Here is a 12,721-nt window from a genome sequence, read left to right on the forward strand (position 1 = left end):
ACACCAGCACCTCAGCACTCTAAGAACCCAGGACCCGAAGGAACCAGTTATGTCGAAGCAGTTCGAGATCCGCCGCGAGGTCGTTGTCGAGGCCACCCCCGAGCAGGTCTTCAACGCCATCACCGAGAACAACGGCTCCTGGCTGTTCCCGATGCCGTTGCCCGACTCGGACGGATCCGTCGACGCGTCCGGTAGCCGCGTCACGGCCTGGGACCCGCCGCACGAGGTCTCCGTCCGGACCGAAGGGCCGGACGGCTGGTTCAACGCCTTGGAGCACATCATCGAGGCGCGCGACGGTGGCACTACCGTCCTGCGGTACGTCCACAGCGGCATCTTCGCCGACGACTGGGACACCCAGTACGACGGCGCGGGTAAGCACACCGACTTCTACCTCCACTCCCTCGGGCAATACGTCAAGTTCTTCCCCGGGCAGGCCGCCACCTACGTCGCTGCGGACGGCCCGGCAGCGTCAACTGCACAGGGCTCTGTGGACGTGCTGCGCCGGGCTCTTGGCGTTACCGCGGTCGGCGACCGGATCCAGGTGGATGTGCCCGGCCTGGACCCGGTCGACGTTGAGATCGACTACCTGGAGGGCCAGTTCATCGGCCTCCGCTCCGGCGACGCTCTCTACCGCTTCTACTGCCGTGAGCCGTGGGGCGCGCCGGTTTCGTTGGCGCACCACCTGTTCGTGGCCCCCGAGGATGTCGACGCCGACAAGACCACCGAGGCGTGGCAGAACTGGCTGAATGGCGTGTTCGCCTGAGCTGCCCTCTCCGTATAGCCCTCACTGGATCAGGTAGCGATAAGAGCAAACGGTAGGGCTACCTGGCTGAGGTTGTGCGGAGGCCTAGGACCTATTCGTGGAGAAACGCCCCGGGACGGAAACCCGGGGCGTTTTCCTGTCCGCCCACATCGGCGAAACCGGACCGGAGACCGGCGGATGGCCTGGGAATTGGCAGCTTACAAAGTGCTACTTCCACCGATCGCGGGAACAGCTCCACCACACCAGCGCCGCGTAGACGAGCAGCACCGGCACGATGAGTCCTAGGACCAACTGCCAGACGTCGCCCCCGCTCATGGGATCCACAGCGAGCTCGACCGGATGACCAGGGTCGGCGCCCCCGGTTCACCCGGCACCGGCAGGTCGAGCAGGTCGCTGACCACCTCGACCAGGTCCGTCCCGTCCTTCATCCACACCACCCCCTCGGCGACGAGCCGGTTGGCCAGCACGTGGTGCCGGTCGAAGACGAACACCGCGTCGGTGAACCGCTCCTCGGTGTGCGTCGCGGCGACGCCGACCAGCTCGTCGTTCTCGGTCAGCAGGTGGAATCGCCACTGCCGTTCGCGCAGTGCCACCAGCGCGCTCAGTTCCGGGAAGCGCCGCAGTGCCTCGTCTTGCGTGATGGGGTCCTGGGTACCGGTCATCACCAACTCCGTGTCCTGTGATCTACAATCAGAAACCGATTCGCTCAGAGTCTCGTGCCGCCCAGCCGGGTTCGGCGACGCGTTTGCGATACGAGCATCCGGCGATTCATTCGCCCGGTCGGTCACCGTTGGTTGTCTCCGGCCTGTCAACAAAAAGGGGTAAGCATGGCCAGGACGCCCAAGGCCGTCGCGTTGGGGAACGTGCTGCGTCGGACCAGGGAGCAGTGCGAGCTGTCCCTGCGCGAGGTGGCGCTGTCGCTCAACCGGGACGCGCCGACGCTCTCGCGCTACGAGAGCGGGCACCGGATTCCCAAGCCAGAGCTGGTTTCCCGCATGTTCGCCACCTACGGCGTCGACGGCGCGCGCCACGACGAACTGATGACCCTCGCGTACCGGCTGGACGATCCACAGTGGTTCGCGACCAGTGATGTCGAGCGGCGCCAGCAGGAAGCCGCCTATGTGGAGCACGAGCACGATGCCAACGGCATTGTGCAAGTTTCGCCATTGGTCTTGCCGGAGCTGTTGCAGATCCCGGCGGTCCTCAGGTCCACCCGCTCTGTCGAGGAGGTGGAGAACACGCTGCGCCGCCAAGAGGTCATCACCGGAGTTAGGCCTACCCGGTTCACCGCGTTGATCGGCATCTCCGCGCTACACCAGAACATCGGCGGAGTTGACGCTGCCGTGCAGCAACTGGACCACCTCGTCGCCATGGCTCGACGTCCACACATAGAGCTGCGGGTAACCCCAACTGGGCTCGGATGGCACCCCGGCCTGGATGGCCCGTTCACCATCATCGACTCCAAGCGCGTAGGCCCGGTGACCTTCGTCGCGACCAAGACATCCACCCTCTGGCTCCACCGCGCCGAGGACGTCGACATCTACCAAGAGGCCACCAAGTTCATCCGGGATGTCTCATTCACCCCGGCGGACAGCATCCGCATCATCGATGGCATGGCCCGCCGCCTCAGCGAGGCGCCTTAGCGACTCACAGAGAACTGCCGGCTTTCTCGTAGGTTGGCCACAGCGTCCGTGCCGAAGATAACTGCTCATGAGACGCGGGTGGCTCGTCAACGGGCTCTTGGCTGTGGTCCTGGTCGGGGTAGGGCTCGGCGGGTACTTCTTGTTCTTCGACAGTGGCACCGAACCGGCGGCCGCGGCGACGACCCGGACGGCGGCGGTCACCGCGCGGGACGTCACCGAGACGGTGACCGCTTCCGGGGCCGTGCAGAGCGGCTACACCGGGACGGCTTCCTTCGGCACGGCGGGGACCGTCGCCACGGTGAACGTCAAGGTCGGCGACGTCGTGTCGAAGGGGCAGACCCTCGGCACCCTGGACACCTCCCAGGCCAAGCTGCAGCTGACGATCGCGCAGAACAACCTCAGCCAGGCGGTGACCAACCGGGACACCGCGGCCGACGCGGGCAAGGACACCGACCAGCTCGACAACCAGGTCACCCAGGCGGTGCTGGCCAGGGATCAGGCCAAGGCATCCCTTGCCGCGATGACGTTGGCGGCGCCGGGCGACGGCACGATCACCTCGGTCGGCGTGTCCGTCGGGGCTAAGGCGGGGGCGGGTGGCTCTAGTTCGAGCTCAACCTCGACAACGGCCTCGGGCGACTTCGTCATCACCGACTTGAAGAACCTCACGCTCCACGCGGACGTGGCGGAGAGCGACGTTAGCAAGCTCAAGGTAGGCCAGACTGCGACCGTTACCGTCAACGCGCTGCCCAACGAACCCATTCAGGCAGCGGTAACCGCGGTCGACCTTCTCCCGACGACCGCCAGCAACGTCGTCCAGTACGGCACCACGCTCTCCCTGACCAGCCCGCCCGCGAACCTCAAGCCCGGGCAATCCGCGAGTGTGACCATCACCGTCGCGAACGCCGCGAACGCGCTGGCGGTCCCCTCGGCCGCGGTGCAGACGGTGGGCAACGCCAGCTCGGTCACTGTCGTAGAGAACGGCCAAGAGACACGCCGGACAGTGGAGTTGGGCGTCAAGGGCGACACCTACGTCCAGGTCCTCTCCGGCCTGACCGAGAACGAGCAGGTACTCCTGCCGCAGGTGGCCACCAGCACGCAGAACAACAACAACCGCAACGCGGGTGGCCTTGGTGGCGCGGGCGGTGGCTTCGGCGGCACAGGTGGTACGGGTGGCGGCGCGAGGCCCGGCGGTACCGGTGGAACCGGGCCGGGCCGGTGACCGCGCCCGTCATCGAGGTCCGCGACCTGCGCAAGACTTATGGCACCGGCGACACCGCCGTACACGCGCTAAGAGGCCTCGATCTCACCGTCGCCCGTGGCGAGTACCTAGCCATCATGGGGGCGTCCGGCTCCGGTAAGTCCACCTTGCTCAACATCCTCGGCTGCCTCGACGTGCCGACCTCGGGCAACTACCTGATCGACGGCATCGACACCGCCGAGTTCGGGGAGGCCCAGCTCGGGCTCATGCGCAACCGCAAGATCGGGTTCGTCTTCCAGTCGTTCAACCTGATCCCGCGCACCTCCGCGCTGGCCAACGTCGAACTGCCGCTGGTCTACGCCGGGGTCCGGCGGGCGGCGCGGCGGGCCAGGGCGCTGGCGGCGCTGCGGCTGGTCGGGTTGGCCGACCGCGCCCACCACCGGCCCAACGAGCTCTCCGGCGGCCAGCAGCAGCGGGTCGCGATCGCCCGCGCCCTGGTCACCGCGCCCGCGATCGTGCTCGCCGACGAGCCGACCGGCAACCTCGACACCCGCAGCAGCCAGGACGTCATGGGCATCCTCGACCAGCTCAACGCCGGGGGCCGCACCGTCGTGCTGATCACCCACGAGGACGACGTGGCCGCGCACGCGGACCGGGTGGTCCGGGTGGTCGACGGTCGCATCGCCCAGGGGGTGCGCGCGTGAGGTTCACCGAGGTCCTGGCGTTCGCCGTGCGCGGAGTCACGGCGAACAAGCTCCGGTCGGCGCTGACCACGCTGGGCATCATGATCGGCGTCGCCTCGGTCATCCTGCTCATCGCGGTCGGCAACGGCGCCTCCCAGTCGGTGCAGCAGAGCATCGCCGGGCTGGGCACCAACGTGCTGACCGTCTCCCCGCAGCGCGCGCAGGCGGGCTCCTCGACCAAGCCGCTGACCACCGCCGACGCCAAGGCCCTCGCCGACCCGGTCGAGGCGCCCGCGGTGAAGTCGGCGTCCCCGGTCACCTCCACCTCGGCGACGGCCGCCCACGGTTCGGTCAGCTACAGCATCTCCCAGTTCCTCGGCACCGACCCGGCCTACTTCGGTACCACTAACAGCTCTGTCGCCCAAGGCGCGCTGTTCAGTGCTGATGACCTTGCCCAGGGACGCAAGGTCGTGGTCATCGGTGCCACAGTCGCCACTCAGCTGTTCCCCACCGGTAGCCCTGTCGGGGAATCCATCCTCGTCAACAACATCCCGTTCACCGTGGTGGGCGTGTTGGCAACCAAGGGCTCTAGCGGGCTACAAGACGCTGATGACACTGCCGTGGCGCCACTAAGCACCGTGCAGAACGCTCTTACCGGCTATGGCAGCTTGTCCCAGATCGTCGTGCAGGCCACGAGCGCTGACACCATCAGCGACGCTCAAGCCCAGGTGACCACGATCCTCGACGGGCGGCACAAGGTCGGGTTCGGGCAGCAGGCCGACTACCGCATCCTCAGCCAAGAGCAGTTGCTGACCGCGCGCACCGCCACCACCGACACGTTCACCGTGCTGCTGGCGTCGGTCGCGGCGATCTCGCTGCTCGTCGGCGGCATCGGCGTCACGAACATCATGCTGGTCACCGTCACCGAGCGAATCCGCGAGATCGGCATCCGCAAGGCGGTCGGTGCGCGGCGCGGCGCCATCTTGGGGCAGTTCCTGCTGGAGGCAACCATGCTCAGCCTCTTCGGTGGCGCGCTCGGCGTGGCGGTCGGCTTCATCGGCGCCCGGTTCACGATTGCGGGCATCACGCCGGTGATCGTGCCTTCGTCGGTCTTGCTCGCCTTCGCCGTGTCAGCGCTGATCGGCCTCTTCTTCGGCAGCTACCCGGCGAGCCGCGCCGCTCGCCTCCGTCCCATCGAAGCACTGCGACACGAATAGGGGTTTGGCCTTGACCACACCAGAGCAGGACCCGCTGTTGGCCCAGCCGGTCGGCGGTGACATCGACAAGGAGTTGCGCGCGGCGGGCAAGGGCGTCAGCAAGGTCACCATCGGGCTCGCGGTCGCCGTGCTCGTGGCGCTCGCCTTCGGCGGCGGTGCCCTCGTGCACAAGGCACTCGCCTCACCCGCCACCGCCTCACCCGCGACCGGCCAGGGCCGGGGCGGCTACGGCGGACCGGGCGGGGGCTTCCCCGGTGGCGGTTACGGCGGCCAGAACGGACAGGGCGGTCAGAACGGGCAGAGCGGCGCACCGGGGCAGGGCCGGGGTGGCACGGTGGGCACCGTCGACCACGTCGAGGGTTCCACCGTGTACGTGAAGACGCAGGACGGTAAGGTCGTCAAGGTGTCCACATCGGACTCCACAACGGTCGACCTGGTCACCCAGGGCAAGCTCGCCGACCTCGCCGCGGGCGACCCGGTCGTGGTGCAGGGCCAGCAGGCCGCCGACGGGTCGGTGACCGCGCGGGCGCTGACCCGCAGGCAGGCGGCGGGGTGAGCCCGGCGTCGCTGCTGGTCGTCGAGGACGACGACGGCATCCGCGACCTGCTGGCGACCAGCCTGCGGTTCGCGGGGTTCACCGTGGCCACCGCCGCGACCGGCACCGACGCGCTGCGCCAGGCCGAGCGGCTGCGCCCGGACCTGCTGGTGCTCGACGTGATGCTGCCCGACCGGGACGGCTTCGACGTGCTGCGCAGGCTGCGCGCCGGTGGGCACGGGGTGCCGGTGCTGTTCCTGACCGCCCGCGACGCCAACCAGGACAAGGTCACCGGCTTGACCATCGGCGGCGACGACTACGTGACCAAGCCGTTCAGCCTGGAGGAGGTCATCGCCCGGGTCACCGCGATCCTGCGCCGCACCCGGCCGTCCGACGCGGAGTCGGAGCGGTTGGCCGTGGGTGACCTCGAGTTGGACGTGGACAGCCACGTGGTGCGTAAGGCGGGCAAGTCGGTCGAGCTGTCGCCGACCGAGTTCAAGCTCTTGCACTACCTGCTGCGCAACGTGGGTCGCGTGGTGTCTAAGGCACAGATCCTCGACCAGGTGTGGAACTACGACTTCAACGGTGAGGCTGGCGTCGTCGAGTCCTACATCTCCTACCTGCGTCGCAAGGTCGACGACGGCGATCCGCGTCTTATCCACACCGTGCGCGGGTTCGGCTATGTGCTGCGGGCACCGTGAGAGGCCTCGCGCGGGTTGGTGAGGCTTTCGGGCGGCTACCCCTGCGCGTGTACTTGGTGCTGGTCGTCGTTGTGCTCGCCGCGGCGGGTCTGCTCGGTACGTGGGCGATCGGCGCGCAGGTCATGCAGAACTACCTGCTCGGGCAGGTCGACGCTCGGTTGGACCGGCTCAGCGGGCAGGCCCAGCGCCAACTGCTGATCGGTGTCGACCCGACCCGCTCCAACCGCGGCCCGGTCTGGGCGCAGTTGGAGTTGGTGGTCTTGCGCCACCCGGACGGGCAGGTCGTCGACGTCGGTCCGCGTCGCGACAGCGATGTCCGCCCGGCGTTGCCCGCGTTCGGCTCGGTCGAGCCCGGCAGCTACCTGACCGTCGACTCGATGGGCGACGCGTCGCCGCGGTGGCGGGTGCTGATCCGCCCGCTCGGCGAGGACGAGGTGGTCGTGGCCACCAGCCAAGCCGATGTCGACACGGCCGTCGACGACCTCCGGCGGACGTTCCTGCTGATCAGCCTCGGCGCGTTGGTGCTGCTCGCGGCCACGGGGTATGCCCTGGTCCGGGGTGGTCTGCGCCCGTTGGAGGAGGTCGAGAGCACCGCGGAGGGTATCGCCGCGGGTGACCTATCGCGCCGGGTGCCAGTGCGGCGACCGGGCAGCGAGGTCGGCAGGCTGGCTGTGTCGCTGAACGGGATGCTGGGTCAGATCGAGCAGGCCTTTCACGCGCGTGCCCGGTCGGAAGAGGCCGCTCGGATCTCCGAAGGACGCATGCGCCGGTTCGTCGCCGACGCCAGCCATGAGCTGCGCACGCCTCTTACGTCTATCCGCGGCTACGCGGAGCTCTATCGACAAGGTGCTGTCTCCGATGTCGGTGAGGTGATGTCCCGCATCGAGGGACAAGCCGAACGGATGAGCGCCTTGGTGGCCGACCTGTTGCTACTGGCGAGCCTGGACCGCCAACGCCCGTTGGAGCTCGCACCCGTCGATCTGGCTGTCCTTGCCGTTGACGCTGTGCACGAGGCTCGTGTTGTTGCACCCGATAGGTCTATCGCACTGAAGTTGGACATCGGCGACGAAGAGGCGATGGTGCTGGGGGATACCCAGCGATTGCGGCAGGTGGCAGCCAACCTCGTCGGCAACGCCCTCCGACACACGGCAGGCGCTGTGGAGGTCCGTGTCCGGTTGACGAGGCTCACCGCGGTGTTCGAGGTCGTCGACGAAGGGCCGGGGATGACCCCGGAGCAGGCGGAACGCGTGTTTGAGCGGTTCTACCGGGCTGATCCGTCACGGACCCAGGAAAGCGGCGGCACTGGGCTGGGGCTGGCGATCGTGGATGCCCTGGTCTTCGCCCATGGCGGCTCTATCGCCGTGCAGTCGACCCCGGCCGCGGGCACGACGTTCTCGGTAGCACTACCGAGACTTGTAGACGCGTAGGTCCGCTGGATCCACACTCGCCCACAACGGCCCGTCGAGGTCTAGGTCGGCTAGAGCGGTTGGTGATAGGTCTGCCGACAAGGACCGGTCCAGGTGCACGCGGGTCGTGTGCGCGTGTTGCTCCACGCCGGTGACGGTGACCTGCCAGGCGTTGGGCCCTTGTGTGCGTGTATGGCTGAGGCGGATCGCTGTGGGGGCGAACGCGACGTTGATGGCACCGGACGCGGCAGTCGTGGTCATCCACGTGTCGCCGTTGTCGAGGGTGACGATGGTGCCGTTGGCCTTACCGCGCACAAGGTTGAGACCGACCAGATGGGCGATGTAGTCGGTGCCGGGGTGCTGAGCGACATCGCGCGGGGCCCCGGTCTGGGTCACCTGGCCGTCTTCGATGACCACCAGCCGGTCACCCAGGGCCATGGCGTCCACCGGGTCGTGGGTGACCAGGACGGTGCAGCCGGGGAAGTCGCGCAGGTGACGGGCCAGTTCGGCGCGGACCCGGAGCCGGGTGGCGGCGTCCAGCGCGGCGAGGGGTTCGTCGAGCAGGAGCAGTTCCGGCTCGGTCGCCAAGGCCCGGGCGAGCGCGACGCGCTGGGCTTGTCCACCGGACAGGGCTGACGGCCGCTCTCGGGCACGATCGGCGAGTCCCACGGTCTCCAGCCACGTCAAAGCACGCGATCGTGCCGTATGGCGGGGTATCCCGCGTGCGCGCAGTCCAAAAGCCACGTTCTCCAAGACCGACATGTGCTGGAACAAGAGGTAGTCCTGGAACACCATGCCGACCGGGCGTTGCTGCGGTGGCACGAACTCCTTCGGCGGGGCATCCCAGACATGGTTGCCTAGCCGGATATGCCCCCCTTGCAATGGCAGTAGGCCTGCCAGCGCGCGCAAGGCGGTTGTCTTGCCTGCACCGTTGGGGCCTAGTACGACCACCACTTCGCCAGGCTCAACTGTCAGCGGCAGATCCAGGCAGGCTCGGTCCATCTGTAGGAGCGCGTCGAGGCTCATCCGCCTACCCACCGATCACGCAGGCTGGCCAAGACCGCAACCGACACCGCCAGCAGCACTACGCTCAACACGATCGCCGCTTGCGGATCGGATTCCAACGCTAGATAGACCGCCAGCGGCATCGTTGTGGTCTCGCCCGGGAAGTTCCCCGCGAACGTGATCGTTGCGCCGAACTCGCCTAGAGCACGAGCCCAGCACAAGACTGTGCCTGCGACGACCCCTGGCATCACCGAAGGCAGCGTCACCCGGCGGAAAGTGAGCCAACGCGACGCGCCTAGGGTCGCCGCAGCTTCCTCTATCCGCGGGTCAGCTGCCCGCAGCGCCCCCTCCACCGAGATCACCAGGAACGGCATCGCCACGAACGCCTCGGCCACCACCACCCCGGCAGTGGTGAACGGCAAGGACACGCCGAACCAGCTGTCCAACAGTTCGCCAACCGGCCCACGCCTGCCTAGCACCAACAGGAGCGCGACACCGCCAACTACCGGCGGTAGGACCAACGGCACCGTCACCAGTGCCCGGATCAAGCGGCGGCCCGGTAGTTCCCCGCGAGCTAGTACCCAGGCCAGCGGAACGCCCAACACCACGCACACGACTGTCGCCAAGCTCGCACAGAGCAACGACAACTGAAGCGCTTCACCTACCCCGGTGCTGAACAGCCGGGTAGGCAACTCCGCCCAGGGGGTCCGCAGCAGCAAGCCCACCAGCGGCAGCACCAAGAACGCCAGCCCGACGAGGGCAGGCAGGACAAGAACGGCGGGGAGCCTCCCCCGGCTCACCCGCCGTCCGTTCACGGGGCCGTGAACCCGGCGTTCGTGAGCGCGGTCTTACCGCGGTCAGAGAGGACGAAGTCGACGAACCTCTTCGCGTCCGCGGCGTTCGGGGCCTTGCCCAGCACCGCGATCGGGTAGTCGTTGACGGCGGACGCGGCCTCGGGGAAGTCGATGCCCTCCACCTCGGCACCCGCGGCCTTGACGTCCGTCCGGTACACCAGCGCCGCGTCGACCTCGCCCAGCCGCACCTTGGTCAGCGCGGCCTTGACGTCCTGCTCCAAGGTGTCCGGCGCGCCGGTGACCCCGGCGGCCGCCAGCGCCTTCTTGGCCGCCGCCCCGCACGGCACCTGCTCGGCGCACAGGGCGATCTTGCGGTTGGCGTCGCCGAAGTCGGCGAGGCCGGTGATCTTGCCGGGGTTGCCCTTCGGGACGGCGATCTCCAGTTGGTTGCGGGTGAAGGTGACCGGGGCGAGCGCGTCGGTCACCTGCTTCATGTTGGCCGGGGCCGCTGAGGCGAACACATCGGCGGGGGCGCCCTGGTTGATCTGCTGGGCGAGCGCGGAGCTGCCCGCGAAGTTGAAGGTGATCCGCACGCCGGGGTTGGCCGCCTCGAAGTCCTTGCCGATGGCGGTGAACACCTCGGTCAGCGAGGCGGCGGCGAACACGGTCACCGTCCGGGTGGGCTCCTGGCTCGACGAACAGCCGGTTAAGACCAGCAGCACCGCGAGGAGAAGGGCGCGCATCCAGACCTCCAGAGACGGGGAACCGCGGATTCGGGTCGAATCGCAGTCTAGCCACGCAGATGCGGCGTTGGGGCGACTCGGTGGCAGCGGGTAACCGCCCGTTTGCCCCTGGGCACCACCGAACTGGGGGCTGCCCCGGCGGGGACCGTGGGTGACGCTGGACCTCCACCGAGCAGCGGGAGGCGGCATGGCCAGCGGGTTCCAACGCGACAAGATCACCGGGGTGTTCACCGCGATGGACCACGACCACGACGGGGCGCTGACCGAGGCCGACTTCGACGCGCTCACCGACCGCTGGCGGGAAGTCCGCGGTGCCCCGGTCGGCTCACCCGACCACCACCGGCTCGCCACGATCATGCTCGGCTGGTGGCACACCCTGCGCGCCGCCGCGGGCACCGACCGGGTCACCGTGCACGACGTCCTCGGCGTCGTCGACCAGCTGCCCAGCGCCCTGGACGCCGTCACCGAGACCGCCAACGCCATGTTCGACGCCGTCGACGAGGACCACGACGGCCGCATCACCCCCGCCGAACACCAACGCCTCGTCGACGCTTGGAACGGCCGCCCCACGCCCCTCGGCGACGTCTTCCGCTCCCTCGACACCAACGGCGACGGAACCCTCTCGCGCGACGAGTTCACCGCCCTGTGGACCGAGTTCTGGGCCGGTGACGACCCGACCGCGCCCGGCACCCTGCTGTTCGGACCGGTGCGTCAGTCCAACGCCAAGCGCGGGGTGTAGCCGGCGGCGAGGATGGCGGTGGTGCTGGGTGGGGTCAGAACGGCCACGGGGGTGTTCTGTAGCGGGCGGGTCTCGGTGTAGCCGGCTGGGGTCCAGCGGTGCAGGGAACCGTGTGCCACCAGCCAGAGCGAGTCGTCGAGGGTGATGAAGCTGCCGGTGGGTGGGGTGGTTGTGGCGTGAGTTATGCGGTGGCCGTTGATCAGGGCGCGTTCGGTGTGCAGGGTCGCGTCCATGTCGTCGGCGCGGGGGAGCTCTACATCCTTTGTGGAGGACCAGAGCCGTTGGTAGCGCAGGTAGTCGGGGCGGCGGCACTCGGCGCAGGGGCGGTGGCCCGCCGCGAGGGCCACGGCCTCGTCGAGGAAGAAGAGCTCGGTGTACTTGCCCGGCGCCATGATCGGGCGGCGGCGGTCGCGGAAGGTCAGTTCGCAGGTGATCCAGCGGCGGACCTGGGCGCGGCGGACGATCGTCCCCTCAGGACTGTGCAGCACGCCGCGGTTGCCGAACAGCGTGCCGCGGTGCGGGGTCTCGATGAGGTCGCCGGTGGGGGTCACACGGTTGCGTCGGGCCACACCGGGCCACGCTACTCGGCGGCGTGGGAGCGGTACTCGCGGATCTCGTCGGCCCGGATGAGGCCGTCCTCGATGGCCCGGGCGAGCAGGGCGGTCTTGGTCGGCGCGGGCCTGCCGAGCTTGGCGTACTTGACCCGCGCGCGGTCGATGTACTGCCGGACCGTCGCTTCGCTCAGCCCCATGCGGCGGGCCACGGACGCCTTCGACATGGACTGGAACCACAGCAGCAACGCGGTGCGCTCCTGCGCGGACAGGTGCGGGGCCTCCGACAGCAGCGCCCCCGCCACCGACGGGGTCACGTACGGCCGGTCCGTGGCGACGGCGACGATCGTGTCGACGCAGTGGCCGCCCGCCTCGTGCTTGGACAGGAACGCCGACGCGCCCGCCTCGAGGACGGCCAGGATCGTGTCCGGGTCGTCCATCGCGGAGTAGACGACCACGCGCCTGCCCGCCGTGCACAGCTCCGCCACCCGGTCGACGACCACGGTCTCGCCCAGGTGCAGGTCCAGCAGCAGCACGTCGGCCGCGCCCGCTGGCCCGGCGAGCACCTCGTCGACGTCCGCGCCGCTGCCGACGACCACCGCCCGCTGGAGCGGGTCGGCGTTGATCCACGTGGTCACCCCGTCCACGACCACCGGGTGGTCCTCGATGATGCCCACGGTCACCGGTCGCCCGGTCATCGGCCCACCTCCCGCTCAAGGTCGAACCGGTCCGAGCCGGATCCC

General features: G+C 68.8%; 15 protein-coding genes. 9 read left to right on the forward strand and 6 right to left on the reverse strand.

Annotated features, from left to right (window positions below; genetic code table 11):
• Positions 1–49 precede the first annotated feature (49 nt).
• Positions 50–763, forward strand: coding sequence for an SRPBCC family protein (locus LV75_RS06305; RefSeq protein WP_253885710.1), 714 nt, complete (start codon positions 50–52; stop codon positions 761–763).
• 311 nt (positions 764–1,074) lie between these two features.
• Here the strand turns inward: LV75_RS06305 and LV75_RS06310 are convergent, their stop codons facing one another.
• Positions 1,075–1,425: a hypothetical protein gene (locus tag LV75_RS06310; RefSeq protein WP_253885711.1), complete on the reverse strand. Its 351-nt coding sequence runs from the start codon at positions 1,423–1,425 to the stop codon at positions 1,075–1,077.
• Between the two features lie 165 nt (positions 1,426–1,590).
• On the opposite strand from LV75_RS06310, the gene LV75_RS06315 reads away from it, so the two are divergent.
• From LV75_RS06315 to LV75_RS06345, 7 genes are all read left to right on the forward strand, one after another.
• On the forward strand, positions 1,591–2,406 hold the full coding sequence (locus tag LV75_RS06315; protein WP_253885713.1) for a helix-turn-helix domain-containing protein: 816 nt from the start codon (positions 1,591–1,593) through the stop codon (positions 2,404–2,406).
• A gap of 67 nt (positions 2,407–2,473) precedes the next feature.
• A complete protein-coding gene (locus LV75_RS06320) occupies positions 2,474–3,625 on the forward strand; it encodes an efflux RND transporter periplasmic adaptor subunit (RefSeq protein WP_253885715.1) in 1,152 nt (383 codons plus the stop codon).
• Positions 3,622–4,308 (forward strand): ABC transporter ATP-binding protein, encoded by a 687-nt coding sequence (locus LV75_RS06325; RefSeq protein WP_253885717.1) that lies wholly within the window; start codon positions 3,622–3,624, stop codon positions 4,306–4,308. The genes LV75_RS06320 and LV75_RS06325 overlap by 4 nt, the downstream gene beginning before the upstream one ends.
• Positions 4,305–5,504 (forward strand): ABC transporter permease, encoded by a 1,200-nt coding sequence (locus LV75_RS06330; protein ID WP_253885719.1) that lies wholly within the window; start codon positions 4,305–4,307, stop codon positions 5,502–5,504. Before LV75_RS06325 ends, LV75_RS06330 begins: the two co-directional genes overlap by 4 nt.
• A 10-nt stretch (positions 5,505–5,514) precedes the next feature.
• Entirely contained in the window at positions 5,515–6,060 is a 546-nt protein-coding gene (locus LV75_RS06335) for a hypothetical protein (protein WP_253885720.1), read from the forward strand.
• Positions 6,057–6,740 carry a response regulator transcription factor gene (locus LV75_RS06340; protein ID WP_253885722.1) on the forward strand — a complete coding sequence of 228 codons (684 nt, stop codon included), beginning with the start codon at positions 6,057–6,059 and terminating at the stop codon, positions 6,738–6,740. The genes LV75_RS06335 and LV75_RS06340 overlap by 4 nt, the downstream gene beginning before the upstream one ends.
• Positions 6,737–8,167 carry a sensor histidine kinase gene (locus tag LV75_RS06345; RefSeq protein WP_253885724.1) on the forward strand — a complete coding sequence of 477 codons (1,431 nt, stop codon included), beginning with the start codon at positions 6,737–6,739 and terminating at the stop codon, positions 8,165–8,167. The genes LV75_RS06340 and LV75_RS06345 overlap by 4 nt, the downstream gene beginning before the upstream one ends.
• Here the strand turns inward: LV75_RS06345 and LV75_RS06350 are convergent.
• Genes LV75_RS06350 through modA form a run of 3 tightly spaced genes read right to left on the reverse strand, consistent with a single transcriptional unit; the run spans position 8,144 to position 10,688 of the window.
• Entirely contained in the window at positions 8,144–9,172 is a 1,029-nt protein-coding gene (locus tag LV75_RS06350; protein ID WP_253885726.1) for an ABC transporter ATP-binding protein, read from the reverse strand. The genes LV75_RS06345 and LV75_RS06350 overlap by 24 nt on opposite strands.
• On the reverse strand, positions 9,169–9,951 hold the full coding sequence (gene modB, locus LV75_RS06355; RefSeq protein ID WP_253885728.1) for a molybdate ABC transporter permease subunit: 783 nt from the start codon (positions 9,949–9,951) through the stop codon (positions 9,169–9,171). The genes LV75_RS06350 and modB overlap by 4 nt, the downstream gene beginning before the upstream one ends.
• 11 nt (positions 9,952–9,962) lie before the next feature.
• Positions 9,963–10,688, reverse strand: coding sequence for a molybdate ABC transporter substrate-binding protein (gene modA, locus LV75_RS06360; protein ID WP_253885730.1), 726 nt, complete (start codon positions 10,686–10,688; stop codon positions 9,963–9,965).
• A gap of 187 nt (positions 10,689–10,875) precedes the next feature.
• On the opposite strand from modA, the gene LV75_RS06365 reads away from it, so the two are divergent.
• Positions 10,876–11,427: an EF-hand domain-containing protein gene (locus LV75_RS06365; protein ID WP_253885984.1), complete on the forward strand. Its 552-nt coding sequence runs from the start codon at positions 10,876–10,878 to the stop codon at positions 11,425–11,427.
• On the opposite strand, the gene LV75_RS06370 is transcribed toward LV75_RS06365, so the two are convergent.
• Entirely contained in the window at positions 11,400–11,996 is a 597-nt protein-coding gene (locus LV75_RS06370) for a hypothetical protein (protein ID WP_253885732.1), read from the reverse strand. The two genes, LV75_RS06365 and LV75_RS06370, sit on opposite strands and share 28 nt — an antisense overlap.
• An 11-nt stretch (positions 11,997–12,007) precedes the next feature.
• Positions 12,008–12,676 carry a response regulator transcription factor gene (locus LV75_RS06375; protein WP_253885733.1) on the reverse strand — a complete coding sequence of 223 codons (669 nt, stop codon included), beginning with the start codon at positions 12,674–12,676 and terminating at the stop codon, positions 12,008–12,010.
• Positions 12,677–12,721 lie beyond the last annotated feature (45 nt).

It is taken from the genome of Actinokineospora diospyrosa, from assembly GCF_024171925.1.
In the GTDB taxonomy this organism is placed as follows: Bacteria; Actinomycetota; Actinomycetes; order Mycobacteriales; family Pseudonocardiaceae; genus Actinokineospora; species Actinokineospora diospyrosa.